Genomic DNA, 26987 nt, shown 5'->3' with positions numbered 1-26987 from the left:
TCGTATCATTCATAATGGGCACCGTTGAATTATTTACCTCAACCTTAGATGTATCATTACCGATAGTAAGCATTGCATTCGGTATGTATGGGGCAATGAATGATACTAGACCTAAGGATGGTAAATTAACTAGACAGGGCAAAATAGCCATAGTAGGCATTATACTTTTTGGCATTCTGACGATTGTAATCAAAGTTGGCGGACTTTACCAAAAAATTGAAACCCAGGATCGGGACCGGCTTACTGCAATTCATGTCGCCGACAGCTTAAAGCGCCGAGATTCAATTGATCAGGTTTTTAAAGTAAAATTAGATACCAGTTTGCATCACTCGGCACTGTTGATTGGTCATTTAAGCAAACAAACTGACACCTCTTTAAATCGCATGCAGCGGCTGGCAAAAGCGCAACATACATTGGTAACCAATTCTATTCGAACAATACAACCACTACAACCCTTGCGCATATCTATCAAGTATACCCTAAGTAAATTATTGCCAGAAGTCCAAACCTACTTTAATCAACTAATTGGCAACAAAGCTGCGCTGATGGCCTCGGCACCTGGCACAATTGTAAGTGGACTACCGGGAAATCGCCAGGAACCGGCATGGATGGAAATTCGACGGATCGAAAATCCGTATTTCCCTAAGTTTGTCGAGTTATATAATGATTACACACTTCATATTACTGGTAAGCCAATTAATTTAGACGATGTATTAACAATGCAATCATTTAAAATTAGGTTGCTTCCTAACAAATTATTGCAACATCCCGAATTGCAGGATAACGTTAACAATTTCAATATCCGTGTAGACTTTGTAAAGCAAACTGTTTCCGTTATTTATGCAACGGATGTTTTTGGAACTTTTGAGGATGCTACTAAAAGTGTATTTAGTATTTATGATTTTGCAGGGCATTATTTATCGGTATTAGGTCCTTTTCAAAAAGGTTACACTTTAGATGATGTAAGTTTTTATACTGGCGGTCATTATTGGCATTTAAACCGTTTTTCTTTCACTGCCGCTAACTATAAGCAACGCTTTACTGCCCACCAGCAATTTAAATATTACAGCAGGCAAATTGTAGTCGGTGAAATTAGATAACCAATGTTAATGGCTTAAACAGAAAGCCTTGGGATTGGAGAGGAACCATTATGGAAATTTTACTCCCCACCCATCACAAAAAAGATTACCATTTCCTCATCTCCCGCATCAGATAAAAGCATAACTTTGCCCCTGCAAAATTTAATGCTATGAGTTTCAGAACCGAACACGATACCATGGGCGAGGTACAGGTACCTGCCGATAAATACTGGGGAGCACAAACAGAACGTTCACGCAACAACTTTAAAATTGGTCCGGAGGCTTCTATGCCCAAAGAGATCATCGACGCGTTTGCTTATCTGAAAAAAGCTGCCGCTTATACCAATACCGACTTAGGCGTACTATCTGCCGAAAAACGCGACCTGATAGCGCAGGTTTGCGACGAGATTTTGGCCGGCTCGCTGGCATCAGAGTTTCCGCTGGTTATCTGGCAAACAGGCTCGGGCACACAATCAAACATGAACGTAAACGAGGTTGTGGCCAATCGCGCTCACGTGTTGCAAGGCAACAAACTGGGTGAAGGTAAAACCTTCATCCACCCCAATGATGATGTAAACAAATCGCAATCATCAAACGATACTTACCCAACTGCTATGCACATCGCGGCGTACAAAATACTGATGGATGTAACCATCCCCGGTATCGAAAAACTGCGCGATACTTTGCAGGCTAAGGTTGAAGCTTTTAAATCGGTAGTAAAAATTGGCCGTACCCATTTGATGGATGCTACGCCGCTTACATTGGGCCAGGAATTTTCTGGTTATGTATCGCAATTAAATCATGGCCTAAAAGCCCTGCGTAATACACTTGATCACCTGTCCGAGCTTGCCCTTGGTGGTACGGCAGTAGGTACCGGCATCAACACCCCAAAAGGTTACGATGTTAAGGTGGCCGAATATATTGCCCAATTTACCGGCCTGCCATTCATCACTGCCGAAAATAAATTTGAGGCCCTGGCCGCTCACGATGCTATTGTAGAGAGCCATGGCGCGCTGAAACAGATAGCGGTATCGTTAATGAAAATAGCCAATGATATCAGGATGCTGGCTTCTGGTCCGCGTTCGGGTATCGGCGAAATCCATATCCCCGATAACGAACCAGGTTCGTCTATCATGCCGGGCAAGGTTAACCCAACCCAAAATGAGGCTGTTACCATGGTAGCAGCACAGGTAATGGGTAATGATGTAACCATATCTATAGGTGGCTCAAACGGCCATTACGAACTGAACGTGTTTAAACCGGTTATGGCTGCAAACTTCCTGCAATCGGCAAGGTTAATTGGTGATGCCTGCGTATCGTTCAATGATCATTGCGCTGTAGGTATCGAGCCAAATTACGATGGTATTAAAAAGCACCTCGAAAACTCGCTGATGCTGGTTACAGCGCTTAACCCGCATATTGGTTACGAGAATGCCGCCAAAATTGCCAAAACCGCGTTAAAAGAAAATAAATCACTGCGCGAAGCCGCCATTGGCCTGGGCCTGTTAACCAACGAGCAGTTTGACCAATGGGTTCGCCCCGAAAATATGATAGGTAGCTTATAAGAATCCTCACCCCAACCCCTCTCCTGAAGGAGAGGGGCTTTTGATTTACTGCTTTTGAATAGCAAGTTTATGCTAAATCCCCTGAACGATTTTCTTTCAGCTCCGACGATGAAAAAGGCTTTTCACTTTCAGCCTTCGGCTTTCAGCAAAAAAAACTTTCACCTTTCGCCTTTCACCTTTTGCCTCAATAAAGCCTTTTACCTTTTACCTTTCGCCGTTTACCTCAGCGGCTGCAGCATGAACCCTAACATGCAAAAGCCAGGATTAACTTATTTACAGGGCGAGTGGAAGCAGGATTCGGTTCCGGCAGAGAAGAGGTTAGTTACCTATTCGCTGTACGATATTAAATTTAGCTGCGATTCGTTTGTGATGAAGATAAGTACCGTAAGCAAGGTAAACTATGGTGCCGATACCTGCATGAATAAGGGGCATTGGGACGAGTACATCCGCGGCACCTATTCCCAAAAGCTGGATACCCTGCATCTTAAAGGCGAATTTTGCAACGCCAACCTGAGTTACAAAGACGAGAAAACCTGTTTCCGCTGGGGCGATTACGAGGAGTTTTTTAAAGTAAAACAAACTAAAGATTCGCTCATTCAATTTACAAGTACATCAAGCGTAATACCCATTAACGCGCGTTTGGTTAAAAAAACAAGCTGCATCCCAAAACCATTATAATGAAAACATCAATCTTAAAAAAAATCGTTTTTTTTGTAGCCATATGCTACATCCCGGTACAAAGCATGGCATGGGGTACCAACGGCCACCGCATTTGCGGCCAGATAGCCGATAGCTATTTAACGCCCAAGGCACGCAAAGCTATACAGGCTATTTTAGGTGACGAGTCGATAGCTATTACCAGCAACTGGGCCGATTTTATTAAGTCGGACCCTGCTTACGGCTACCTGTACAACTGGCATTTTATCGACCTGGATAAGGCTTACACCTATCCCGAATTGCAAACCTATTTAAAAGCCGATACAGCTACTGATGCCTATACCAAAATGAATTTTTTGATAGCCGGTCTTAAAAATAAAAGCACAACCAAAGCCAACAAACTGCTTTACCTGCGTATGCTGATCCATATTGTTGAGGATGTGCACCAGCCCTTTCATACAGGCCACACCAGCGATAAAGGCGGTAACGACTTTAAAGTACAATGGTTTGGCAAGGATAGCAACCTGCACTCGGTTTGGGATAGCCAGCTGATAGATAACCAGCAATTAAGCTATACCGAATATGCCGCCTGGATAAACCACAGCACCGCCGCCCAGCGCGCCGCCCTGCAAAAAGCCCCAATAAGCCAATGGCTGTTTGAAAGCAACCAACTGGCCGAAAAGTTTTATGCCGACATTAAACCGGGCGATAACCTTACTTACAAATACAATTTTAACCACATAGCCACACTGAATCAACAACTCCTTAAAGCCGGCATCCGGCTGGCAGGAGTGCTGAATCAGTTGTTTGGTTGATTTTTGGAGGCGAAAGGTAAAAGGTTAAAGGCAAAAGGTTAGTATTGCTGATCCAAAAACTCTTTCGCCTTTTACCTTTCGCCTTTACCCTTTTACCTCAAAAAGAAATGAAAATACTAATGGTATGCCTCGGTAACATCTGCCGTTCGCCGCTGGCCGAGGGGATAATGCAGCACCTGAGCGACGAGCAGGGTTTGGGCTGGCAGGTTGATTCGGCCGGCACCGGAAACTGGCACGTAGGCGAGGGACCCGACAGGCGCTCAGTACGCGCGGCGCGAAACCACGGAATTGATATAAGCGGGCAAATTTGCCGCCTGTTCAGGAAAAGCGACTTCGACGAGTTTGACCATATTTTTGTGATGGATAAGTACAACCTTAGCGATATCCTGGACATGGCCCGCAATGACGAACATGCACAAAAAGTAAAACTCCTGTTAGGCGATAAAATTGTGCCCGATCCATACCACGATGACACCCAGTTTGAACCGGTATTTGAGCTGATAAAAGTTGGATGTAAGGATATTATAAGGGAGTTAACGGGGAAGTAAAAAAGATCGTTAGGAAATTCTTGATTCGTCGTCCGGGATTTTTTCGAGTTTTGACTTATCCCATGGCGATGCCTGCGGCCCGGGCTCTATGCTCATACTGCACAGGCCTTAGCCACATTTGCCGGTATCCGCGCCGATCCCTATCGCGTTTGTCTGAACCTGAATTTTTAGAATTAAAGAATAAACAGAATTTAGCTGTAAATCGTCTCGTCTTTTATCTGTTCGTGATTTTTCGAATTTACGAAAATTTAACTGCGGCTTTTCCCTAATATTTAGTTTTCGTGTTCCTCAATGTGTCAGTAGAACAGCTTCGGGTGAAAACGGTCAAAACGATGCGGGGCCGTGCGGCTGCAGGGCATAGGAAGTTTTTGCGCGTGTGTGGTTCTAAGTGGGTGAGGGCAAAATAATTCCAGCCCAGGTTTTGACCGTTTTGCCGGGCAAAGGCCTTGAGCGCAAAGAAGCATTTCTGCTGACTTGATTTATTCGTTTATTATTTGTTTTTTTTGGTGCTCATTATCTCGCTATGCTCGGCCTTGGTTACTTTGTATCAAGACAAAGTAACAAGCCCTCCCGCGGCGAATGAGCGGGCCGATGTCATTTATTACAAATAAATCTCGTTGTACTCCCTAAAGCAATGTAGTAATTAAATCGCCCCTTTTCTTACCCTAAAAAACGGCAAATCCTCTCCATACCAAAAAGCTTCGCCGAAACGTTGCAGGCCGGCTTTTAACAAAACCTTTTGCGAAGCGGCGTTATGCGGATGGGTAACGGCATAAATTTCTGTTAACCCAACTTTGTTGAAACCGTAATTAATCAAAGCCTTTGAAAGTTCGGTGGCGATGCCTTGTCCCCAATATTTAAGATGCAGCCGGTAGCCCAATTCAATTTTATCGCCATCGGATTCGCTGGGTTTTAGCATGCATACGCCAATGAAATCATTATCGGCCACGTTGAAAATTCCCCAGCGGCCAAGGCCGGTTTTGTTTTTGTAATCTTTTAGCGTATCCTTAAACACCTGCTTGCTTTCGGCGGGGGTGCGCTTTTTTACGTATTGCGTAAGACGTTCGTCCTCATCCATAATCAGGGACAGGGCTTCGTCGGCAGTAGTAAATTCGCGGATCAACAAGCGGGGCGTTTGAGTGATAATGTTCATGGCCTTCAAAAATATGTTAATTGGGCATTGGTTAAAATTGCCGACGGTAAAAAGAGTGTCATATAAAGTATTCGGGATCATTTGTCCGGATACCCGATTAGATATCGCAGAGGTTTAAAGGTTGACGATCTGGCATCTTCAATCGTCGGGGCCCTGCATAGTAGTATAAATGTATTGAGACAGGGTTAACATAACTTAACACTTTTTTAAAATATTATAAGATAAATATTTGATAATCAATTATTTGAATGTTTTTCATGGTTAGCACAAAATCTGTTATTTTTCCCGGGTTAAACGCATTCAAAAGGTTATTGCCAACAGTTTAGATTTCACGGCATTCAAAGGGACATTTTTTGCGTTTTTGTGGCCAGTGTACAGCTACCTGCCCGCACCCAATTTTGCAAAACGTATAATTTGCTTTTTTGTACATTTGCCGCATGGCATCCATCAAACCATCCGTACCTAAAGGCACCCGCGATTTTTCACCTGCTGAAATGGTGAAGCGTAACTACATTTTCGATACTATTAAAAGCGTTTTCCGTAAATACGGCTATCAACAGATAGAAACCCCAACCATGGAAAATTCATCAACATTATTGGGTAAATATGGTGAAGAAGGAGATAAGCTGATATTTAAAGTACTGAATAGCGGCGATTACCTGGCCAAGGTAAATCCCGAAAAACTGGCGGCGCTCAACTCAAATGCCGTGGCTTCTGATATTTCTGAAAAGGCCCTGCGTTACGATCTAACTGTACCTTTCGCCCGCTACGTAGTAATGCACCAGAACGAGATCACCTTCCCGTTCAAGCGCTTCCAGGTGCAACCGGTTTGGCGTGCCGACAGGCCACAGCGTGGCCGTTACCGTGAATTTTACCAGTGCGATGCTGATGTGGTAGGCTCGGATTCTTTGCTGAACGAAGCGGAGTTTGTACTGATCTACGACGAAGCCTTAGGCAAATTAGGCCTTAAAGATTTTACCATCAAGATTAATAACCGCAAAATTCTGACGGGGATAGCCCAAATCATTGACAAGGCCGATAACATTATCGACCTAACCGTTGCGATTGACAAGCTGGACAAAATAGGCCTGGATGGCGTCACCAAAGAATTGATAGAACGTGGCTTTACCGAAGCCGACGTTGAAAAAATAAAACCGGTCATTTTACTGCAAGGTACCAATGCCGAAAAACTGCAAAGCCTGCGCGAAGCATTGGCCCAGTCAGATATCGGCCTTAAAGGCTGTGACGAGATAGAGACAGTTTTTAAATACATTGAAAGTTGCCCGCTGCAAACCGCAACGCTCGAACTGGATATAACCCTTGCCCGTGGCTTAAACTATTACACAGGCGCCATATTTGAGGTAAAAACAAACGAGGCAGCCATGGGCAGCATCGGTGGTGGCGGCCGGTATGATGACCTTACGGGCATGTTTGGCCTCAAAGGCCTTACCGGTGTAGGTATTTCCTTCGGTGCCGACAGGATTTATGACGTTTTGGAAGAACTAAACCTTTTCCCAACAGCCGCCAACCAAAGCACCCAGGTGCTGATCTGTAACTTTGATAAGGAGGGCGAAACCTACGCCTTGCCGTTACTGCAGCAATTGCGCCGCCAAAATGTTAATACGGAACTTTACCCGGCCGGCGCCAAAATCAAAAAACAGTTAGACTACGCCAATAACAAAAATATCCCCTACACTGTAGTTATCGGTGGCGATGAAATGCAAAGCGGTTTATTAACTTTTAAAGATATGAGCAGCGGCGTGCAGGAGAAATTAACTGCGGAAGAGATTGTTAGCAGGATGGCGAGGTAAATAACAGCTGTTTGGAATACTTATGGGTTTGGACAATGGCATCCCTTCCAGATTTGTCATGCTCAGTAGTAAAATTCGCGGCTTCCGAACAGGTTGATATTCAAAAATAAAACACTGTCATCCTGAAGTACGAAAGATCTATTCGCGAACTTTTCTGTCGGTCATGCGCAGCCTATAGATCCTTCGTTCCTACCCATGACAAGTTGAAAAATGGAAGTCATCCCGAACTTGTTTCGGGATCCCACAGGACAGGTGACCCGCATGAAGTATACTTAGCATTTGGGGTGCCGAAACAAGTTCGGCATGACATTGGGGATTAAATCGTTGTCATTCCTCCTTCAGAATTTCGCAAAATTTTACCACTCAGGATGACAGGAAAATAGGATCTATCATGAATGACTTGTTTCGGCATCCTACTTGCAGATTTGCTATATGCGAGGCGGGCAGCATGTGAGATGCCGTCCTGCGAGATCTTGAGTAATCAGGATGACATTTTTATACAACTTTCCGAGAAAACTTATTTAAACGTGTAGCCCACGCTAATACCGCCGGCTGCAATAATGCCCTCGTCGTAAAATATGGGTACAAAACCTATTCGCAGGTTGATGCCCCGTTCCTGGGGCTGGTAACGGTAGCCTATTGTTGCCGTGCCAATAAAGCCGGTAACTCTGTCGAAAATGAATGTTTTGCCATTGCTGTTACCGTGCGAGTTTAAAAAGGTAGTGCCGCCACCAAGTTCAATGAGGCTGTTGCCTTTTCCAAACAGGTAATTAATTTGTATCGGTACCGAAAATACATCGTTGCCGTCGGTTGCAAAATAACCGGCACCAACCCTAAAACCCAGGCCGTTGCGCCTGTGCCCGAAGCGCATATCGTAATTTACCGTTAATGCCAGGCCAGGACCGCCAACCTCAAAAAAAGCCGTTTGGGCACGGTCGCCTTCCGGTTCAGAACTGGTTGAATCTGCTTTGGTAGTATCTATAACCACCTTATTATTAGTACCTGTAGGATGCGATTTTTTAACAGTATCCGTCATATTGGGCTCAACAATTTGTGCTGATACGCCAAGGCCGGACAATAGGAGCAGGATCAGAATAATTCCGTTAAGAGTAAAAGTTTTTTTCATTCTTTAGGTAAGTAGAATTAATATACAATTCATGCTGTATTACGCTTATGGGGCATAAAAGGTTTCAAAAATGATGATTTGCTGGTTTACGCAAAGGTGCTGGGTTGATAATGAGCTAAATAAACGGTAATTAAAACAGGTATTCGCCCATGGTTGCTTAAAAGCAATACATCACATTATAAACAAAAAAGGCGCCTCGTAAGACACCTTTTTTGTATTATTTTTTGTTTTAATTCAAAACGGGTTTTGTCTCTTCTTTAACCGTAAGGTCAAGCGGCTCGGTTACTTTTTCTTCCAGTAACGCAAGCTTAATCACATCGCGCATATCGGTTACATAATGAAAATTCAAATCTTTTATATAGTCCTCTTTAATTTCCAGGATATCTTTCTGGTTTGATTTGCATAGAATGATCTCTTTGATATTGGCGCGTTTTGCAGCAAGTATTTTTTCCCTGATGCCACCAACTGCCAAAACGCGGCCGCGCAGGGTTATCTCGCCTGTCATGGCCAGGTTAGGTTTTACTTTACGTTGCGTAAATGCCGAAACCAGCGCTGTAAGCATCGTGATACCTGCCGATGGGCCATCCTTTGGTGTGGCACCTGCCGGCACGTGTACATGCACATCCCAAAGGTCAAAAAGTTTCGGGTTGATGTCAAAGTAACTTGCATGCGCCCTTAAATATGCAAGAGCAATAGTTACCGATTCTTTCATCACATCGCCCAGGCTGCCGGTAAGTGTTAAACGGCCTTTACCAGGGCTCAGGCTTGCTTCAATGAACAGGATGTCGCCGCCTACCGATGTCCAGGCCAGGCCTGTTACAACGCCGGCCACATCGTTGCCTTCGTAAAGGTCTTTATCAAATATTGGCGCACCCAATATTTTTTCGATATCCTTTTTGTTTACTGCCGGGTTGTAGGCCTCTTCCAAAGCGATGTTTTTGGCAATGCCACGCACTACCGAGCCTATCTTTTTCTCCAGCGCACGTACGCCCGATTCGCGGGTATAATCAACAATGATTTTTTCAAGGATATCGCTTTTAAGGGCAATGTCCTTTAATTTCAGGCCATGCGCGTCGCGTTGTTTGGGTACAAGGTGTTGTTTGGCAATTTCTATTTTTTCTTCGATGGTATAGCCGTTCACCTCAATAATCTCCATCCTGTCTAAAAGCGCAGGCTGGATACTGCTCAGGGAGTTAGCGGTTGCAATGAACATTACGTTTGATAAATCAAAATCCATCTCAACATAGTGATCATAAAAAGTGCTGTTCTGTTCGGGGTCAAGCACTTCCAATAAAGCCGAAGAAGGGTCTCCGCGGAAATCGTTTCCTACTTTATCAATCTCGTCTAAAATAAAAACAGGATTGGCCGCCCCTGCTTTTTTTACCGATTGGATAATGCGGCCCGGCATAGCGCCAATGTAGGTTTTACGGTGGCCACGAATCTCTGCTTCGTCGCGGATACCACCCAATGCCATACGTACATATTTGCGGCCTAAAGCCTTGGCGATAGATTTACCCAACGACGTTTTACCAACTCCGGGAGGGCCAACCAGGCAAAGGATAGGCGCCTTCATATCGCGCTTTAACTTAAGCACGGCCAGGTATTCAATAATGCGTTGTTTAACCTTATCAAGTCCAAAGTGGTCTTTATCCAAAACCTTTTGGGCGCGTTTCAGGTCGAAGTTATCTTTTGTAAACTCGTTCCATGGCAAATCAAGCAATAGCTCCAGGTAATTTATCTGTACCGAGTAATCTGCAGCGGCAGGGTTAGTGCGGGCAAGTTTCTCCAATTCTTTGGCAAAATGGTCTTTAACCTCTTTAGCCCATTTCTTTTTAACGGCCCTCTGGCGTAAACTATCTATCTCCAAATCAGGGGAATTTCCGCCCAACTCTTCCTGTATGGTTTTAAGCTGTTGATTTAAAAAATAATCGCGTTGTTGCTTATCCAAATCAACACGTACCTTGCTTTGAATCTGGTTTTTTAACTCCAGCATCTGCAAATCAAGGGTAAGGTGTTCCAGTACCAGGTTAATCCTTTCGCGCAAACTGGCAACCTCCAGTAAGCGTTGCTTGGCCGCCATATCGGCATTCATGTTTGACGATATAAAGTTGATCAAAAATGAAGTGCTTTCAATATTGCGGATAGCTATGCCGGCTTCGCTGGGGATATTTGGCGATAGCTGGATAATATTCATGGCCATGTCTTTTATAGACGATACCATGGCTTTAAACTCTTTGTCTTCTTTTATTTTGGTTTCGTGAAAAGGCTCAACGGTTGCTTTAATATAAGGCTCTGACTGAACTTCATCTTTTAAAACAAAACGTTTTTTACCCTGCAGAATAACGGTGGTGTTACCATCGGGCATTTGCAGCATTTTGATGATGAGCGCAATGGTACCTACTTTGTTTAGCTGGCTAAAATTGGGGTCTTCAATACCCACATCCTGTTGCGCAACCACCCCAATCATCCGGTTGCCTTTATTGGCGTCGCGAATTAGTTTGATTGATTTGTCGCGGCCAACAGTTATCGGGATTACAACCCCAGGAAACAGCACCGTATTGCGCAGGGGCAAAATAGCCAGTATATCAGGCAGTTGCTCATTGTTCATTTCCTCCTCGTCTTCGGTAGACATTAAGGGAAAAAACTCAGAGTCTTCGTTAATAACCGGTAAAGCGTTTTTAAAATCGAATGGATCGAAACTCATTAATATATTTTTTGTGTAGAAAATAACGTCATGTTGTCAGCCCATAAAATTGCAGGGCTTGTAATATACAGGTAATTGATGGTTAAAACCTGTGCTGCATTATGTTTCAAGAGCTGTGCCAAGTTATGTTAATAACAAATAACAATTGATTTGGTGCTGTAATATTTTGATTATGTGGTAATTGTAAATTTAACACCAATTTTTTAAATAAACAGGATTTTGTTGCTAAAGATGAAAAAAAGTCATAGTATCGCTTTCCCGATCGAGCTGCCCGATGAAATTATTTTTAATAAATTTAATTTTGGCATAATAATTCGAGGTAATGTTAGTTAATGATATACATTTGTTCACCATTAATCCGTTGATGAGGCTTTCAGTTATTTTACCATTCCTGCTACTGTCAACCATTGAAACTACATTGGCACAAAGTGCTTATGTGAAAATGGGGCAGCAAGCTGTTATGGACGGTGATTTCAGATCGGCAGTGGCTCACCTCGAAAAAGCCTGCATTACCGATTCTACCAATGCCAATGCCCTGTGGATGTTGGGCTATTCTTACTATCACAGCGATAACTACAAAAAATCAATAACGGCCTATACCCGCGTAATTGCCATAAAGCCGGCCGATGCTACCGCTTACTATTACAGGGCCCGTGCAAAAAGCTATCTGGGTAAAGACAACCAAACTAAAGATGCCGATAAAGAGCTATATTTATTGGGAGCGATTGTAGACCTTACCAAAGCCATATCTATCAACGATGATCCGGGCGATAGTAAATACTATCAAAACAGGGGTATAGCTTATCGTGATTATGGCATGTTCAAGCTTCAAACAAATTCCCGCTTTTATGACAGAAGCCGCGGTATAAATTCATTAAAAGCATCAATTGCCGATCTGGAAAAGATATTGAATGCCAACCCCGGCCGGAATGATATCGCTGCACTCATCGATCAGTCTAAAGAAAAACTGACCCAGGCAAGCTTAACTGCGGCTACCAAGCATTAATAGTCGCCGTGATAATTTAGTGTTTTAAAACTCCCTTTATCCTATACAAATTCTTCCCCATCAGCCTCACCTGCTGTGATTTTTCTATCTGGTAAACCGAATCGGGAAAGTAGCTTAATTTTTCGCGGGTTTCGTAAAGCAGGTTTTTAGTATGGTTAAATATTACAATCCATTTTACTTTATCGCCGTCTTTTTTAATCATCACCTCGGTTGTACGCAAATCAGGTGTTTTGGCGCGATAAATGATCAGCGAATCGGTGTTTAAAATGCTGTAGCTGTTTTTCCAGGCCGGGCGGTTAATGTCTGAAAGGATGAAGAGGTTAAATTCTTGCCCCCAGTTGGCAATTTGTACGGTTTTGTTTTCTGTTACCCCGTTGTGGGTAACAGTTTTGTCAACCTGCGGATTTAGCTTGGTTAGCCTGGCCGTATCGGCTTTAAAATACCCGGCTATATCAAAATATTTCAGCTTACCGTTTGATTGCGTTTTATCGGGCCTGCAGGCTTGCAAACCCGATAAAAGCAAAATGCCACCCAATAGGGTGGCATTATAAGTTAGTTTCAGTTTATACCAATACATTACCGGTCATTTCCGCGGGGATATCAACACCCAGGATTTTTAAAATGGTAGGTGCAATATCGCCCAGTTTGCCATCGTTTACATGGGTTACATCTTTGTCTATGATGATACACGGCACCAGGTTGGTGGTGTGGGCGGTGTTTGGCGTTCCATCATCGTTAATCATATAGTCGGCGTTACCGTGATCGGCAATGATGATGAAGCTATAGCCATTGGCTAAACCAGCCTCAACAACTGCTTTTGTACAGGCATCTGCCGTTTCGGCTGCTTTAACAACGGCGCTAAAAACACCTGTGTGGCCAACCATATCGGTATTGGCGAAGTTCAGGCAAACAAAATCGGGCCAGCCGCTTTCCAGTTCAGGAATTATAGCATCGCGAATGCCTGCCGCGCTCATCTCTGGCTGCAAATCATAAGTGGCTACCTTAGGCGATGGTACCAGCAAGCGTTTTTCGTTGTCAAACTCGCGCTCGCGTCCGCCCGAGAAAAAGAAGGTTACGTGAGGATATTTTTCGGTCTCGGCAATACGGATCTGCGTTTTACCAGCATTCTGTAAAATTTCGCCTAGTGTTTTGGTCAGGTCTTCTTTATTGAAAACTACCTGCACATTTTTAAACGTTTCATCATAAGGTACCATGGTGATGTAACGGATGTTTAACGGGTGCAGATTGTATTCCGGGAACGACTTTTGGGTTAATGCCAGGCTAATCTCGCGGCCCCTGTCTGTCCGGAAATTAAAACAGATAACCACATCGCCATCTTTTATAACAGTTAAAGGCTTACCATCGGCATCAACCTTTACTATTGGTTTTATAAATTCGTCGGTAACGCCCTCTTCGTATGATTTTTTGATCAGGTCGGTAATGTGCTGCGTGGCTTCACCTTCGCCGTTAACCATCAGGTCATAAGCCAGTTTAACACGTTCCCAGCGATTGTCGCGGTCCATAGCATAGTAACGGCCAATGGCGGTAGCTATTTGTGCAGATGTGCCTGCTATATGTTGTTCCAGTTCGGTAACAAAACCTAAGCCCGATTTAGGGTCGGTATCGCGTCCGTCTAAAAAGGCATGAATAAATACGTTGTTTACATCCAGCTGTTTTGCTGCATCGCAAAGGCCCTTTACATGCCTGATGTGTGAGTGAACACCACCATCAGATACCAAACCAATGAAGTGAACATCCTTATTGTTTTGTTTGGCGTATTCAAAAGCATCCTTTAATACCGGGATGGTAGGTAATTCGTTATCATCAACCGCTTTATGAATGCGGCCCAATTCCTGGTAAACCACACGGCCTGCACCAAGATTCATATGCCCAACTTCGGAGTTACCCATTTGCCCGGCCGGCAAGCCAACTGCCATACCCGAAGCTTCCAGTTTGGAGTTTGGATAAGTTTGCAGCATCATGTCAACAAAAGGCGTGTTGGCGGCAAGTATAGCGTTCGATTGATCGTTACGGCCGTAACCCCAGCCATCGAGGATAATTAATGCGAGTTTTTTTTTATTTTCCACATTGCAAATATAAATGCAACAATGTACTTATGGCTATAAATTTTGAATTTAGATTTATACTTACATCGCGCTGATTGTTAAGATAATAATTGGGTGCAAAAACAGTTATATCTGAACATTACACTCAAAAAAATGGTCCTCTTTTTTGCCAGGTGTAACTTTAAACCGTTTTTTCACGTATTTATGATATGAAGTTACTTTACCTGTCGTCGTTTTTACTGTTGTTGCTGATGCCTGGCATGGTAGCAGCCGATGCCATGGATAATGTGGCTAATTTGATAAAACAAGGTAACAGTAAAGAAATAGGCAAGCTGTTTGCCCCAACCGTAGAGATGACTGTAATGGCCGAAGAGCAATCATATTCGCAAACCCAGGCCACATCTGTTCTCGGCGATTTTTTTACTAAACATAAGCCACAAACAATAAAGCTGCTTCATAAAGTAAACTCCAGTGCCAGCATTCAGCTTGGTGTATATATTTTAACCACTGCCGATAAACAGGAATACCGCATTGCTTTTACCCTGAAAGATGTAGGCGGCACCATGCGCATCATTGAATTGGGGATTGAGGACGAGAAGGTGAAGTAGACTTTTGAATTTGATGATTTGAAAATTTGAGGATTTGAAAATAATAAAAGCAAATTTAAAAATCCGCTAATTCAATTCAGCGTTCAACACAACGTTTAACAAAATGCAATTACAAGCCAATTTACTGAACCCCGGTTCGGCAACTCTTCCACATTTTCAAATTCTCAAATCCTCAAATTTTCAAATTGCTTTATCCTCGAATTTTCAAATAAAGAATTACTTTTGGGGCTTAAAAAAGTAATTATCTTGGATAGAGAACTTGTTGACCAGTTTATAATTAATGCTTTACAAGAGGATGTTGGTGATGGTGATCATACCTCCCTATCAACCATTCCCGCCGAAACAACAGGCAAAGCACAGCTTTTGGTAAAAGACGAAGGTATTTTGGCAGGTGTTGAATTGGCTATTGAGATATTTAAAGTGGTTGATCCCAACCTGAAAGCGACCATTTTTTTACAGGATGGCGCGGTTGTTAAGTACAAAGATGTGGCGTTTGAAGTAGAGGGCAGCGCCCGCAGCATCCTGGTTGCCGAGCGTTTGGTACTGAATTGTATGCAACGAATGTCGGGAATTGCTACAAAAACCCGCGAGATAGTTGATTTGCTTACAGGCACCAATACAAAAGTTTTAGATACCCGGAAAACAACGCCGGGTTTGCGCTACCTTGAAAAATGGGCCGTAAAAATAGGTGGCGGTGTAAATCATCGGTTTGGTTTGTATGATATGATATTGATTAAAGATAATCATGTCGATTACGCTGGTGGGATAAGGCAGGCCATTGAAAGTGCAAATCAGTATCTTATAGATAATCATAAAAAGCTTGCCATCGAAATAGAGGTGCGTAACCTGGAAGAATTGGACGAGGTATTGCAAACCGGCAACATAAACCGTATCTTGTTAGACAACTTTAACTTTGCCGAACTGCGGCAGGCGGTTAATATTATTAACGGCCGGTTTATAACCGAGGCATCGGGTGGTATAACAATTGATACCATACGCGAGTATGCGGATTGCGGGGTTGATTATATTTCTGTTGGCGCGCTCACGCATTCGGTAAAAAGTCTCGACCTTAGTTTGAAGGCTGTAAAGTAAATTTATGATGCACCCTTGTTTTAACTTTTGAGTTAAGACCCGGCTGTCAGAACCTGGCTATTAAAGCAACCGTTTAAATTATGATTAGCGTTTTAGTACGGTATCAATTTTGTAATATTGCAGGTAAATGATCAACGTATACTCAGTTTCGGCGCTCATCCTTGCTTATCTCTGCGGGTCTATCCCAACAGCTGTCTGGATTGGCCTGGCGTTTTATGATATCGATGTAAGAGAGTATGGCAGCGGCAATGCCGGCGCAACTAACACCTTCAGGGTATTGGGCAAACAGGCCGGCATCCCTGTAATGCTGCTTGATATTTTGAAAGGATGGACGGCTACCAACCTTGCTTTCTTTATCGGCGTATCTACCACTGGGCCTTACAATTCGGCAAGTTATATGAATTATGCCCTGGCTTTAGGGGTAGCTGCGGTTATGGGCCATTTGTTCCCGATATTTGCCGGTTTTAGGGGAGGCAAAGGCGTTGCCACTTTATTTGGAATGATTTTGGCTATACATTTGCACGCCGCTTTATTGTGCGTGTTGGTATTTGTTGTGGTGTTGTTACTTACAAAGTATGTGTCGCTTAGCTCTATTGCCGCGGCCTTTACATATCCTATAGGGGTATCATTTGTTTTTCCCACCTCTATAAGATCGGTGGTGATATACGGAATGTGCATTTGCATGCTTATCCTGGTAACGCATCAGAAGAATATCGAACGCTTGTTAAAGGGCACCGAATCGAAAGTTAATTTTTTAAAGAAAAAAGCTGCCTAACCATTATGAAAAAATTCCTGCCTGCATTTTTAGCAACTACGTTGGTTGTTGTCCTGTTCTCCTGTTCAACTGTGCCGCTTACTGGCCGTAAGCAATTAAGTTTGGTTGGCGATGCCGAAGTAAACCAATCGGCAGCAGCCAGTTATAGTCAACTATTATCAGATCCTAAAACAAAAGTAATTAATAGCGGAACCGATGCACAGCGCGTCAAACGGATAGGTAATAACCTTGCAGTAGCCATTGAAAACTATTTAAAAGCCAACGGGTATGGCGATCAATACAGTTTTCAATGGGAGTTTAACCTCATCCAGAGCCCCGAGGTGAATGCATGGTGTATGCCTGGCGGCAAAGTAGCAGTTTACAGCGGTTTACTACCGGTGGCCAATACCGATGCTTACCTGGCAGTGGTTATGGGGCACGAAATTGGACACGCTATTGCCAGGCACTCTGCCGAGCGCATTTCGCAGCAAACATTGGCGCAGTTCGGTGGTTCGCTGGCCGGTGTTGCCGTGGCAAAACAATCGCAGGTAATGCAAAGCCTTTTTAGCCAGGCTTATGGCGTAGGTACCCAGGTTGTTTTGTTGAAATACTCGCGCGACCAGGAATCTGAAGCTGACCGCCTGGGCCTGACCTTTATGGCGATGGCCGGGTACGATCCGCACAATGCCATTGCGTTTTGGCAACGTATGGCCGCCCAAAACAAAGGTGGCTCGCCACCCGAGTTGTTGAGTACACACCCTTCTGATGCTACCCGAATAGCCAATATTCAAAACCTGATACCCGAGGCTATGAAGTATTATAAAAAATAGTGAGGGGTGAGGAGTGAGTGGTGAATGGTCAGTAGTGAGTAGTTAGTTGAAATACATTCAATAGCCGCTAATTCACTACTCACAACTGACCACTCACCAGTTTACCGCTCACCATTCACAACTCACCAAAATGCCCAAACCTCAATTCTTAAAAGCGCAATGGAAAAACCTGGTAATGATAAATTACGAGGTGGATCCCAGGATACTTGATCCGTATTTGCCTCCTGGTACCGAACTTGACTTATGGCAGGGTAAAGCACTTGTGAGCATGGTAGGTTTTATGTTTTTAGATACAAAGGTACTGGGCATTAAATGGCCTTGGCATGTGAATTTTGAGGAAGTAAACCTTCGTTTTTATGTGAAGCATTTTAACGGAACAGAGTGGAAGCGCGGAGCCGTTTTTGTAAGCGAAATTGTACCTAAGCCAATAATAGCATCTATAGCCAATAATTTGTACAAAGAGCATTACAGCGCCATGCCCATGCGGCACAGCGTAATTGCTGTAGACGATCATACCCAATTTTTATACGAGTGGAAGTTTAAAGGCAAATGGAATAAGCTTGGTGCGACTGCCAGCAATCAATTACTGGATATTAAGCCGGGCATTGCCGAAGAATTTATTTTTGAGCATTATTGGGGATATAATAAACTTTCGGCCACAAGCACCATGGAATACCAGGTTGAACATGTATCGTGGCAAACAGGTAAGGTTAAAGATTATGTTTTTGATGCTGACGTGGCAGGTTTATATGGCGAAGCATTTAAGCCTTATTTAGATAAAGAGCCGGTTTCGGCTTTTTTTGCCGTTGGGTCGGATATTAAGGTGAGGATGGGGGATAAGATTGTGGTAAAATAGTAAAGCTTAGATGCTATCCACCCAAAACTTCCAGCACCGCCTTCGCTTTCAATAAACATTCCTCATACTCCTTCTCTGCATTGGCATGATAAGTAATAGCGCTCCCGGCATGAAATGATATGTATCCTTTATCAGCGTTGTAAAGCAGCGATCTGATTACTACGTTGAAATCAAAATCATCATCCGGGCTAAAGTACCCCACCGCCCCGGAATAAATACCGCGCTTACTTCGTTCATATTGTTCCATCAATTGCATAGCGCTTATTTTAGGTGCGCCGGTCATGCTGCCCATTGGGAAGCTGTTTTTAATGGCCTGTACGGGGGGTAAATGCTCCTGTAACTCGCATACAACGGTCGATATCATTTGGTGTACCTGGCGAAAGCTATGAATGCCGAAAAGTTCTTCGGTTGCAACTGTTCCCTGTTTGGCCGATTTGGTAAGGTCGTTGCGTACCAGGTCAACAATCATTACATTTTCCTGTAGTTCTTTGGGATGGTTGCGTAATTCTTGCTTAACCAATTCATCAGCCTCTAAATCGTCATGCCTTTTGGCCGTGCCCTTGATGGGCTGTGATATGAGTTTACGGCGCCGCTTTGCTAAAAAACGTTCGGGCGAGGCGCCCAGTATGTAATTGTTATTCCATTTAAAAAAAGTTGAAAATGGATTGGGCGACACAGTGTTAAGCTGCGTAAATACGCTAAAAGGATCAATATGTACATCATCAGCATAAAACTCCTGGCAAAAATTGGTTACATAAATGTCGCCACGGGTAATATGTTCCTGTATAGCAGTAACTGCATCAACATATTCCTGTTTTGTAAATCTGCTTTTTAAATGTGTCGATGGCTGATTGTCATACGTAATTAATTCCTGCTCATCAATCCGGCTCAAAACATGTTGAGGATCGTCGCTCATAATCTCGGCTTGATTGCCTTTAATAATGATCAGGTGAACCGGTGCAAAAAAGTACAGATCGGGAAAATCGAGGCCGTCAAAGTTTTGCGAGGATAATTTTTCTACCTCGTTTTTTAGATCATAGCCAAAAAAGCCACAAAGCCAACCGGGATTATCGGTACGAAAGTTTTGTAGGTCACTAAATGCAGAACCAGCGCTCGCTTTTATTTGTGCCTTGCTGCCAATGGCTATCAGTGTATCAAATTTGGTGTAGGGGTCATCAAAACCATTCGAGTCGAGGTAACATGCCGAATTGTATGACGATGCCCATTGCAGGGCTTTCAGCTTGAAATTTTGCAGATCATTTACCTGTACTATCACCCTGCAAAAATAACCAAGTTAATTAAAAAAGACCGGGTAGCCGGCCTTTAAATACTATATGATCAATACAAGATCAATAACTTATATTTCATTGTTTTTCTCACGCATCCAACTGTCAAAACCTGTTTTTTGATTATGAAGGGTGATTGCCAGAAATATTGCCAATAACACCCCTAAAGAAATATTAAAACACAGGAAAAGAACAAAAATTACCAGGATGCCATAAATATAGTAACCAGGTTTTTTGATGTCTTCATCATATAATTCATATGTTGCCAGCTTGGTGCCTAAGTAGCTTGAATAAATAAGCAGTGCCCATGATACTATGCTTAAATACATTTGCCACTGGCCAACAACAACGGCGCCGTAAATAGCCAATAACAAACTTAATGAGCAGCACACCAATGCAATGTACGATACAGTTTTTAGGGTAGAGGGTTTAAACATTATATGATAAGGTTAGGATATAAATAAAATAAAATATCAAGCTAATATAAATAAAAAGGGCCAATTTGACTCGGCCCTTATAATATTTGTTTTAAAACAGGTTTGTTTACTTTTAGTGCAGCACCAAAGTCTGCTTCCTGTCGGGCCCAACAGATAAATATTTTACAGGTACGCCTAATTCCGCCTCCAGGTAATCAATGTATGATTGCAGTTTGGCAGGGATTTCAGACAACTCAGTAATACCTGTTAAATCTTCGTTCCAGCCATCAATTTCCTTTAAAACCGGTACCGGGCTTACCGAGCAGATATCATAAGGCATATAATCAATGGTTTCGCCTAAATAGTTGTAGTGGGTACAAGCGTAAATTTTATCAAAACCGCTTAATACATCAGCTTTAGTCATTACCAGTTGGGTAACGCCATTAAGCATTATAGCGTATTTTAAAGCCGGCAGATCAATCCAGCCGGTACGGCGGGGCCTTCCTGTGGTTGCACCAAATTCGTGGCCTATGCGGCGTAATTCTTCGCCTGTTTCGTCTTCCAGTTCGGTAGGGAAGGGGCCGCCGCCAACACGGGTACAGTAAGCTTTAAAAATACCTATCACATCGCCAATTTGCTGTGGAGCTATTCCTAAACCGGTGCATGCACCGGCGGCCGTAGTATTTGATGAGGTTACAAATGGATATGAACCAAAATCGATATCAAGCATGGCTCCTTGTGCACCTTCGGCCAAAACCTTTTTGCCTTTTTTAATATAGTCGTTCACCAGGTGCTCCGAATCAACAAGCGGGAATTGCTTGATAAAGTCAATGGCTTCAAAAAACAATTGCTCGCGTTCAGAAAAATCTGCTACCTCGCCGTACATGGCGGTAAGCATTGCTGTATGTTTGTCAACCAGTTTCTGGTAACGCTCTTTAAAATCTGGCAGGGTGATATCGCCGATGCGTAAACCGTTACGGCCGGTTTTATCCATATAAGTAGGGCCGATACCTTTTAAAGTTGAACCTATTTTACCTTCGCCCATTTTCTTTTCAGATGCGGCGTCAAGCAGTTGATGGGTAGGTAATATCAGGTGCGCTTTTTTGGCAATCAGCAGGTTCTTTTTAGCCAGCAGATCGTGCCCTGCATCTTTCAGTTTATCTATTTCCTTTTTAAGGGTGATAGGGTCAATCACCACACCATTACCAATGAGGTTCATGGTATTTTCAAAAAATATACCTGAAGGAATAGTATTCAACACGAATTTTTTACCGTCGAATTCCAAAGTATGACCGGCATTTGGGCCGCCCTGGAAACGTGCAATCAGGTCATAACCTGCGCTAAGCACATCAACAATTTTTCCTTTACCTTCATCGCCCCATTGGAGGCCTAATAATACGTCAACAGCCATTAATTTTTATTTTGTATATATGTATTGAATGTTTTTGAGTGATTAAGCACCGTAATAATCTGCCGATAGGGCAGGCGAATGCTTTTTTATGGGATAAATGAAATCTTGTAGTTTGAGTTTGAATACATGGCAACAAAAATTAACTTCTTTAGGCCCAAGCTCTTTAGTATTGATAATTGTTTTAGCTATTTTTTTATCGCCATAAAATCTCTTGATAGAACGGAAATCTTCTAACGAACCACTATTAATAACAGATTCCATTACAAACAAAGCATTCTTTTCATAATCGATACTATCCATATCAACATCCCAAAATGCCTGTTTGCTTAAAATGGGTTTGTCCATGATTATACCCTTCTGTCGCAATTGCCTTCACGTAATTTGGCACAGTTGCCGTAAAGATTTAACGAGTGGTGTTTAATGTCGAATTTTAAAATATCGCCCATCATACTTTGTATCTGCTGAATCCTCGGGTCGCAAAACTCAACTACTTTACCGCAGTCGATGCAAATGATATGGTCATGCTGTTTGTAGCCATATGATTTCTCAAACTGGGCCATGTTTTTGCCAAACTGGTGTTTGGTTACCAGGTCGCATGACACCAGCAGTTCAAGTGTGTTATATACCGTAGCGCGGCTAACGCGGTATTTTTTATTTTTCATGTGGATATAAAGAGATTCCACATCAAAGTGATCTGAGCGCGAGTAAATCTCTTCAAGTATTGCAAAACGCTCCGGCGTTTTGCGCAGGTTTTTATTTTCAAGGTAAGCCTCAAAAATTTTTTTAACCAATGCTATAGTATCCGGTTGGGGCATAATGGTCTGTTAAGCAGGCAAAGTTATTAATAATTTGGTTAAGATAGAGTCAAGAGTCAAGAATCAAGAATTAAGACAAATTTGTGTTTCGCTTGATGATTCCTTCTTTCATCTGTAATTGGTTTTAAACAAAGATCAAAAAATCAATACTTTTTCTGTCTTGATTCTTGACTCTTAATTCTTGATTCTTCTTCAAGAAGCTTTTTCAATCACCGAATCAAATCTGTTAACGCCGGTAACGCCTTTAATAAGTTTTATTTTTTTGATCAGGTTTTCCAGGTGGTTGGTATCATTTACGTAAACCATTATCGATCCTTCAAAAATACCGTTATCGCTATCAACGGTAATGGAGCGGATATTTACTTTGAAATCGGTTGATATTACAGTGGTAAGTTTATTAATTAATCCAACCTCGTCTATACCGGTTATTCTTAAGCCGGTTAAAAATGCAAGCTCCTGCTGGTTTGTCCAGCGGGCTTTTACAATCCGGTAGCCATAGTTAGCCATCAGTTTAGCAGCATTTGGGCAGTTGGTGCGGTGTATTTTAATGCCATCGCTCACGGTAACAAAGCCAAATACATCGTCACCAGGGATAGGGTTACAGCAATTGGCCAGTTTATAGTCAATTTTCTGCATGTCCTCACCAATCAGCAGCATATCGCTGTCTTTCGATTTTAGGTTGCGGATAAGGTTTTGAACCTGTTCCTGTTCAATTTTATCCTGGGGCTTGTTCTCAACATTCTTTTCAAACGCCTGATATTCCTTCAGGTCTTTCATGTCTATCACGCCCTTGGCAATGTTATAAAACAGGTCCTGGGTTGATTGCAGTTTGAAAAAATAACTCAGCTTGTGCAGATTTTCGGAGTTGTAAGTAATTTTAAGCGATTTCATTTTTCGCTCCAGGATCTCTTTTCCGTCTTCTGCAATTTTTCGTTTTTCTTCTTTTAAAGCCGATTTTATTTTCGCTTTAGCCTTCGCGGTAACCACAAAGTTCAGCCAATCCTCTTTAGGGGTTTGCTTGCCAGATGTAATAATTTCTACCTGGTCGCCATTTTGCAGCTTGTAGCTAAGCGGCACCAGTTTATGGTTCACTTTGGCGCCAATACAACTGGCGCCCACATCGGTATGTATTTCAAATGCAAAATCTAAAGCTGTAGCATTAAGCGGCAGTTGAATAAGCGCGCCCTTCGGGGTAAAAATGAAAATTTCATCACTGAATAAATTCATCTTAAAATCGTCAATGAAATCAAGTGCGTTGGTGTCGGGGTTTTTAAGCATATCCCTTACCTTTTGCACCCATTGGTCAAGCCCGCTATCGGTTGATGATTCCTTATATTTCCAATGCGCCGCAAAACCTTTCTCGGCAATCTCGTTCATGCGTTTGGTACGTATTTGTACTTCAACCCATTGCCCGCGCGGGCCCATAACGGTGGTGTGTAAGGATTCGTACCCGTTTGCTTTGGGCGACGATATCCAGTCGCGCAGCCTGTCGGGGTTGGGGCGGTACTGGTCGGTAACAATACTGTAGGCTTTCCAGCAATCGGCTTTTTCCTGGTCGGGGGCGCTATCTAAAATTATCCTGATGGCAAAAAGATCATATACCTCTTCAAAAGGGATCGATTTTTTCTTCATCTTATTCCAAATGGAGTGGATAGATTTTGGCCTGCCAAACACATCGGCGTGAATTTCCTGGGCCTGCAGCGCCTTGTTAACAGGTTCAATAAAATCGCGGATAAAGCGTTCGCGTTCAGCTTTCTTCTCGTTCAGCTTCTTTTTGATGAACTGGTAAGTTTCGCGCTCCATGTATTTCATGGATAGGTCTTCCAGTTCAGATTTTATGGCATATAAACCCAGCCTGTGGGCCAGTGGGGCATACAGGTACACGGTTTCTGACGACAGTTTAAGCTGCTTATCGCGCGGCATAAACTCCATGGTGCGCATATTGTGCAGCCTATCGGCCAGCTTAATGAGTATTACCCGTACATCGTCGGCCAGGGTAAGCAGCATTTTACGGAAATTCTCGGCCTGTAACGAGCTGTTGGTATCAAACACGCCCGATATTTTGGTTAAGCCGTCAATAATTTTGGCCACCTTTTTGCCAAACTCCATCTCAATTTCGTCAAGCGTCATGTTGGTATCTTCTACCACATCATGTAGCAGGGCGCATACAATCGATGTTGTACCCAGGCCAATCTCCTCGGCGGCTATCTGGGCAACAGCAATAGGGTGATATATGTAGGGCTCGCCGCTTTTACGGCGCATATCTTTATGGCTTTCAAGCGCCATATCAAACGCCTTACGTATCATGCGTTTATCGCCCTTTTGCAGGGTCGATTTACAGGCGCGCAACAATGCGCGATATCTTTTTAGTATCTCATTCTTCTCGGCTTCCAGATCAATCTCTATCTCTTTCATATATGATATAGACGGTATAAATAAGATAAACTTGTAACTGAAAATTATTATTACAGATTATATTAAAATACCACAAAAATTTCCTTTAATTTTGTTTTAAGTAAAAATATGAAATTTATTGGTTTTCTGTTGATGTTTTGTTGCTTAGTGGGCGAGGTAAGTGCCCAGACAGATAAACCTGCACCTATGGTACTGGGCAAAAATGATACCATAAGAGTGGCCGTGACCGATGTTGACGGACAGTTGATACCCTGGGTGGTTTGCCCGCCGATAAGAATTGTAGATACCCGCATATTTGCCAACGATGCCGATAGGGATAATTACCGCCGGTTGCGTTATAACGTGATGAAGGTGTTGCCTTATGCCCGTTTTGCAGGCCAGCGATATGCAAAATTACAGCGCGACCTTGCCCTTACCGGTGATAAGAAAAAACAAAAAGAATTGATAAGCACCTGCGAAGGTGAAATAAAAACATTGTTTGATAAGGAAATTAAAAATCTGACAATTAGTCAGGGTGAAGTTTTGATTAAGCTGATTGACCGCGAAACCGGGCAAACCAGCTATACTATGGTTAAGGAACTTAAGGGTGGTTTTAAGGCGTTTATGTTTCAGTCTGTAGCCAGCATATTTGGTCATAACCTTAAAGAAACTTACGACCCCGACGAGCAGAGAGATATCGAGGCTATACTTACCCAGGCCGGATATAATTCCACTAGCTACTGATAATGGACAACACAAGCGTCTACAAGTTTAACGTTCAAAAGTTAAACGGTGATGATATTAGCCTGTCGGCTTATAAAAATAAGGTACTCTTGATTGTTAATACCGCCTCTCAATGCGGCTTTACACCACAGCTTAAAGATCTGGCTGAATTAAAAAACCAGTTCAAGGATACTGATTTCGAGATATTGGCTTTCCCCTCAAATGATTTTGGCGGACAGGAGCCTTTGGAGGGTGCTGCTATAGCTGCTTTTTGCGAAAACGTTGGTGCCAACTACCCGGTATTTGATAAAATAAGGGTGCGCGGGCCTTTTGCACATCCATTATACCAGTTTTTTGCCGATAAGAAAGCAAACGGCAAACTTAAATCGGTGCCCAGATGGAATTTTCATAAGTTTTTGATTGATAGGAGCGGACACCTTACCGATTTTTATTTTCCGTTTACCAAGCCCACCTCGTCAAAAATCCGAAAAAAAATTGAGCGCCTTTTAGCGGCAACTCATTAACACAAACACAACAATGAAGTTAGATATTTTAGTTTTATCGGTACATCCTGATGATGCCGAACTTGGATGTTCAGGCACTATTTTAAAACACATTGCCCTGGGTTATAAGGTAGGTATTGTTGACCTTACCCGCGGTGAATTAGGTACCCGTGGATCGGCCGAGATTCGAGAACAGGAAGCCGCTGCCGCAGCCAAAATACTGGGGCTGGCTGTGAGAGATAACCTGGCTATCCCTGATGGTTTTTTCGAGAATACACGCGAGTATCAATTAAAGATAATTGCCGCTATTCGTAAATATCAGCCTAAAATTGTAATAACCAATGCTTACCATGACCGGCACCCAGATCATGGACGCGCTAATGAACTGGTGGAAGCATCTGCATTTTTAGCGGGCTTGCGTAAGATAGAGACATTTGAGAATGGAGAAGCGCAACAAGCATGGCGGCCAGAAATGGTGTTGCACTTTATTCAGGATAACTATATTAAACCGGATATTTTAATTGATATTACCGAATACTGGGATAAAAAGGTGGAGAGTATTTACGCTTATGGTTCACAGTTTTACAATCCCGAATGGGAAAACGAACCCCAAACTTACATATCTACGCCGGAGTTTATTAACGTAGTTGCAGCGCGGGCCAGTGAATTTGGTAAAAGCATTGGTGCTAAATATGCCGAAGGCTATACCAGCAGGAAAATTTTAGGCGTGGATAATTTATTTGCTTTAAAATAATATATTATTTAACTG

At 42.9% G+C, this 26987-nt stretch carries 26 protein-coding genes; 15 read left to right on the top strand and 11 right to left on the bottom strand.

The annotated features are described in order from the left end of the window. Positions 1–14 precede the first annotated feature (14 nt). The 5 genes from FSB76_RS06390 (at position 15) to FSB76_RS06370 (ending at position 4664) form a co-directional block, all read left to right on the top strand. On the top strand, positions 15–1100 hold the full coding sequence (locus tag FSB76_RS06390) for a hypothetical protein (RefSeq protein ID WP_147052788.1): 1086 nt from the start codon (positions 15–17) through the stop codon (positions 1098–1100). Positions 1101–1249: 149 nt separating this feature from the next. Further along, complete coding sequence (gene fumC / locus FSB76_RS06385) at positions 1250–2644, top strand: class II fumarate hydratase (protein ID WP_147052786.1); 1395 nt, start codon at positions 1250–1252, stop codon at positions 2642–2644. A 108-nt stretch (positions 2645–2752) separates the two neighbouring features. Continuing rightward, complete coding sequence (locus FSB76_RS06380) at positions 2753–3322, top strand: fumarate hydratase (protein WP_147052784.1); 570 nt, start codon at positions 2753–2755, stop codon at positions 3320–3322. Further along, a complete protein-coding gene (locus FSB76_RS06375) occupies positions 3322–4116 on the top strand; it encodes a S1/P1 nuclease (protein ID WP_147052782.1) in 795 nt (264 codons plus the stop codon). Before FSB76_RS06380 ends, FSB76_RS06375 begins: the two co-directional genes overlap by 1 nt. A 107-nt stretch (positions 4117–4223) precedes the next feature. Continuing rightward, positions 4224–4664, top strand: a complete 441-nt coding sequence (locus FSB76_RS06370; RefSeq protein ID WP_147052780.1) for a low molecular weight protein-tyrosine-phosphatase — start codon at positions 4224–4226, stop codon at positions 4662–4664. Positions 4665–5307: 643 nt separating this feature from the next. Here the strand turns inward: FSB76_RS06370 and FSB76_RS06365 are convergent. After that, complete coding sequence (locus FSB76_RS06365) at positions 5308–5817, bottom strand: GNAT family N-acetyltransferase (protein WP_158642855.1); 510 nt, start codon at positions 5815–5817, stop codon at positions 5308–5310. A 437-nt stretch (positions 5818–6254) separates the two neighbouring features. On the opposite strand from FSB76_RS06365, the gene hisS reads away from it, so the two are divergent. Continuing rightward, complete coding sequence (gene hisS / locus FSB76_RS06360) at positions 6255–7628, top strand: histidine--tRNA ligase (RefSeq protein WP_147052776.1); 1374 nt, start codon at positions 6255–6257, stop codon at positions 7626–7628. A gap of 517 nt (positions 7629–8145) precedes the next feature. Here the strand turns inward: hisS and FSB76_RS06355 are convergent. Beyond that, positions 8146–8754 (bottom strand): hypothetical protein, encoded by a 609-nt coding sequence (locus FSB76_RS06355; protein WP_147052774.1) that lies wholly within the window; start codon positions 8752–8754, stop codon positions 8146–8148. Positions 8755–8983: 229 nt separating this feature from the next. Next, on the bottom strand, positions 8984–11458 hold the full coding sequence (gene lon / locus FSB76_RS06350; protein WP_147052772.1) for an endopeptidase La: 2475 nt from the start codon (positions 11456–11458) through the stop codon (positions 8984–8986). Between the two features lie 364 nt (positions 11459–11822). Here lon and FSB76_RS06345 point away from each other — a divergent pair, with 364 nt between their 5' ends. Next, on the top strand, positions 11823–12464 hold the full coding sequence (locus tag FSB76_RS06345) for a tetratricopeptide repeat protein (protein WP_158642854.1): 642 nt from the start codon (positions 11823–11825) through the stop codon (positions 12462–12464). 16 nt (positions 12465–12480) lie between these two features. Here FSB76_RS06345 and FSB76_RS06340 read toward each other — a convergent pair whose 3' ends face one another. Together FSB76_RS06340 and gpmI are read right to left on the bottom strand one after the other, a co-directional pair. Further along, positions 12481–13041 carry a hypothetical protein gene (locus FSB76_RS06340; RefSeq protein WP_147052768.1) on the bottom strand — a complete coding sequence of 187 codons (561 nt, stop codon included), beginning with the start codon at positions 13039–13041 and terminating at the stop codon, positions 12481–12483. After that, complete coding sequence (gene gpmI / locus FSB76_RS06335; RefSeq protein ID WP_147052766.1) at positions 13028–14551, bottom strand: 2,3-bisphosphoglycerate-independent phosphoglycerate mutase; 1524 nt, start codon at positions 14549–14551, stop codon at positions 13028–13030. Before gpmI ends, FSB76_RS06340 begins: the two co-directional genes overlap by 14 nt. 188 nt (positions 14552–14739) lie before the next feature. Between gpmI and FSB76_RS06330 the strand changes: the two genes are divergently transcribed. The 5 genes from FSB76_RS06330 (at position 14740) to FSB76_RS06310 (ending at position 18670) form a co-directional block, all read left to right on the top strand. Then, on the top strand, positions 14740–15138 hold the full coding sequence (locus tag FSB76_RS06330) for a DUF4783 domain-containing protein (RefSeq protein WP_147052764.1): 399 nt from the start codon (positions 14740–14742) through the stop codon (positions 15136–15138). Positions 15139–15384: 246 nt separating this feature from the next. Next, a complete protein-coding gene (gene nadC / locus FSB76_RS06325) occupies positions 15385–16230 on the top strand; it encodes a carboxylating nicotinate-nucleotide diphosphorylase (RefSeq protein ID WP_147052763.1) in 846 nt (281 codons plus the stop codon). A gap of 127 nt (positions 16231–16357) precedes the next feature. Beyond that, entirely contained in the window at positions 16358–17005 is a 648-nt protein-coding gene (plsY, locus tag FSB76_RS06320; protein WP_147052761.1) for a glycerol-3-phosphate 1-O-acyltransferase PlsY, read from the top strand. A 5-nt stretch (positions 17006–17010) separates the two neighbouring features. Next, positions 17011–17814: a M48 family metallopeptidase gene (locus tag FSB76_RS06315; protein ID WP_147052759.1), complete on the top strand. Its 804-nt coding sequence runs from the start codon at positions 17011–17013 to the stop codon at positions 17812–17814. A gap of 130 nt (positions 17815–17944) precedes the next feature. Beyond that, positions 17945–18670 (top strand): YqjF family protein, encoded by a 726-nt coding sequence (locus FSB76_RS06310; protein ID WP_147052757.1) that lies wholly within the window; start codon positions 17945–17947, stop codon positions 18668–18670. 13 nt (positions 18671–18683) lie between these two features. Here FSB76_RS06310 and FSB76_RS06305 read toward each other — a convergent pair whose 3' ends face one another. The 6 genes from FSB76_RS06305 to FSB76_RS06280 all read right to left on the bottom strand — a co-directional run bounded on the left by FSB76_RS06305 (position 18684) and on the right by FSB76_RS06280 (position 25013). Further along, positions 18684–19946 carry an anthranilate synthase component I family protein gene (locus FSB76_RS06305; protein WP_225976435.1) on the bottom strand — a complete coding sequence of 421 codons (1263 nt, stop codon included), beginning with the start codon at positions 19944–19946 and terminating at the stop codon, positions 18684–18686. A gap of 81 nt (positions 19947–20027) precedes the next feature. Continuing rightward, positions 20028–20393 carry a hypothetical protein gene (locus FSB76_RS06300; RefSeq protein ID WP_147052755.1) on the bottom strand — a complete coding sequence of 122 codons (366 nt, stop codon included), beginning with the start codon at positions 20391–20393 and terminating at the stop codon, positions 20028–20030. A 112-nt stretch (positions 20394–20505) separates the two neighbouring features. Further along, a complete protein-coding gene (locus tag FSB76_RS06295; protein WP_147052754.1) occupies positions 20506–21783 on the bottom strand; it encodes an adenylosuccinate synthase in 1278 nt (425 codons plus the stop codon). 42 nt (positions 21784–21825) lie between these two features. After that, positions 21826–22128, bottom strand: coding sequence for a DUF6922 domain-containing protein (locus tag FSB76_RS06290; RefSeq protein WP_147052752.1), 303 nt, complete (start codon positions 22126–22128; stop codon positions 21826–21828). A 2-nt stretch (positions 22129–22130) separates the two neighbouring features. Next, positions 22131–22598 (bottom strand): Fur family transcriptional regulator, encoded by a 468-nt coding sequence (locus tag FSB76_RS06285; protein ID WP_090652792.1) that lies wholly within the window; start codon positions 22596–22598, stop codon positions 22131–22133. A gap of 192 nt (positions 22599–22790) precedes the next feature. After that, positions 22791–25013: a RelA/SpoT family protein gene (locus FSB76_RS06280; protein ID WP_147052750.1), complete on the bottom strand. Its 2223-nt coding sequence runs from the start codon at positions 25011–25013 to the stop codon at positions 22791–22793. Between the two features lie 108 nt (positions 25014–25121). Here FSB76_RS06280 and FSB76_RS06275 point away from each other — a divergent pair, with 108 nt between their 5' ends. Genes FSB76_RS06275 through bshB1 form a run of 3 tightly spaced genes read left to right on the top strand, consistent with a single transcriptional unit; the run spans position 25122 to position 26972 of the window. Next, positions 25122–25736, top strand: coding sequence for a DUF4294 domain-containing protein (locus FSB76_RS06275; RefSeq protein WP_147052748.1), 615 nt, complete (start codon positions 25122–25124; stop codon positions 25734–25736). Between the two features lie 2 nt (positions 25737–25738). Then, positions 25739–26239 carry a glutathione peroxidase gene (locus FSB76_RS06270; RefSeq protein ID WP_147052746.1) on the top strand — a complete coding sequence of 167 codons (501 nt, stop codon included), beginning with the start codon at positions 25739–25741 and terminating at the stop codon, positions 26237–26239. Between the two features lie 13 nt (positions 26240–26252). Then, entirely contained in the window at positions 26253–26972 is a 720-nt protein-coding gene (gene bshB1, locus FSB76_RS06265; protein ID WP_147052744.1) for a bacillithiol biosynthesis deacetylase BshB1, read from the top strand. The last annotated feature ends 15 nt before the right edge of the window (positions 26973–26987 follow it).

The sequence above is a fragment of the Mucilaginibacter ginsenosidivorax genome, assembly GCF_007971525.1.
GTDB classification, from domain to species: Bacteria; Bacteroidota; Bacteroidia; order Sphingobacteriales; family Sphingobacteriaceae; genus Mucilaginibacter; species Mucilaginibacter ginsenosidivorax.
This window is presented reverse-complemented; position numbering and strand designations above follow the sequence as displayed.

Coding starts and splice junctions, on each gene's coding strand:
- FSB76_RS06390 (WP_147052788.1), top strand. CDS start 15: ATGGGCACCGTTGAATTATTTACCTCAACCTTAGATGTATCATTACCG.
- fumC (WP_147052786.1), top strand. CDS start 1,250: ATGAGTTTCAGAACCGAACACGATACCATGGGCGAGGTACAGGTACCT.
- FSB76_RS06380 (WP_147052784.1), top strand. CDS start 2,753: ATGAAAAAGGCTTTTCACTTTCAGCCTTCGGCTTTCAGCAAAAAAAAC.
- FSB76_RS06375 (WP_147052782.1), top strand. CDS start 3,322: ATGAAAACATCAATCTTAAAAAAAATCGTTTTTTTTGTAGCCATATGC.
- FSB76_RS06370 (WP_147052780.1), top strand. CDS start 4,224: ATGAAAATACTAATGGTATGCCTCGGTAACATCTGCCGTTCGCCGCTG.
- FSB76_RS06365 (WP_158642855.1), bottom strand. CDS start 5,817: ATGAACATTATCACTCAAACGCCCCGCTTGTTGATCCGCGAATTTACT.
- hisS (WP_147052776.1), top strand. CDS start 6,255: ATGGCATCCATCAAACCATCCGTACCTAAAGGCACCCGCGATTTTTCA.
- FSB76_RS06355 (WP_147052774.1), bottom strand. CDS start 8,754: ATGAAAAAAACTTTTACTCTTAACGGAATTATTCTGATCCTGCTCCTA.
- lon (WP_147052772.1), bottom strand. CDS start 11,458: ATGAGTTTCGATCCATTCGATTTTAAAAACGCTTTACCGGTTATTAAC.
- FSB76_RS06345 (WP_158642854.1), top strand. CDS start 11,823: ATGAGGCTTTCAGTTATTTTACCATTCCTGCTACTGTCAACCATTGAA.
- FSB76_RS06340 (WP_147052768.1), bottom strand. CDS start 13,041: ATGTATTGGTATAAACTGAAACTAACTTATAATGCCACCCTATTGGGT.
- FSB76_RS06330 (WP_147052764.1), top strand. CDS start 14,740: ATGAAGTTACTTTACCTGTCGTCGTTTTTACTGTTGTTGCTGATGCCT.
- plsY (WP_147052761.1), top strand. CDS start 16,358: ATGATCAACGTATACTCAGTTTCGGCGCTCATCCTTGCTTATCTCTGC.
- FSB76_RS06315 (WP_147052759.1), top strand. CDS start 17,011: ATGAAAAAATTCCTGCCTGCATTTTTAGCAACTACGTTGGTTGTTGTC.
- FSB76_RS06310 (WP_147052757.1), top strand. CDS start 17,945: ATGCCCAAACCTCAATTCTTAAAAGCGCAATGGAAAAACCTGGTAATG.
- FSB76_RS06300 (WP_147052755.1), bottom strand. CDS start 20,393: ATGTTTAAACCCTCTACCCTAAAAACTGTATCGTACATTGCATTGGTG.
- FSB76_RS06295 (WP_147052754.1), bottom strand. CDS start 21,783: ATGGCTGTTGACGTATTATTAGGCCTCCAATGGGGCGATGAAGGTAAA.
- FSB76_RS06290 (WP_147052752.1), bottom strand. CDS start 22,128: ATGGACAAACCCATTTTAAGCAAACAGGCATTTTGGGATGTTGATATG.
- FSB76_RS06285 (WP_090652792.1), bottom strand. CDS start 22,598: ATGCCCCAACCGGATACTATAGCATTGGTTAAAAAAATTTTTGAGGCT.
- FSB76_RS06280 (WP_147052750.1), bottom strand. CDS start 25,013: ATGAAAGAGATAGAGATTGATCTGGAAGCCGAGAAGAATGAGATACTA.
- FSB76_RS06275 (WP_147052748.1), top strand. CDS start 25,122: ATGAAATTTATTGGTTTTCTGTTGATGTTTTGTTGCTTAGTGGGCGAG.
- FSB76_RS06270 (WP_147052746.1), top strand. CDS start 25,739: ATGGACAACACAAGCGTCTACAAGTTTAACGTTCAAAAGTTAAACGGT.
- bshB1 (WP_147052744.1), top strand. CDS start 26,253: ATGAAGTTAGATATTTTAGTTTTATCGGTACATCCTGATGATGCCGAA.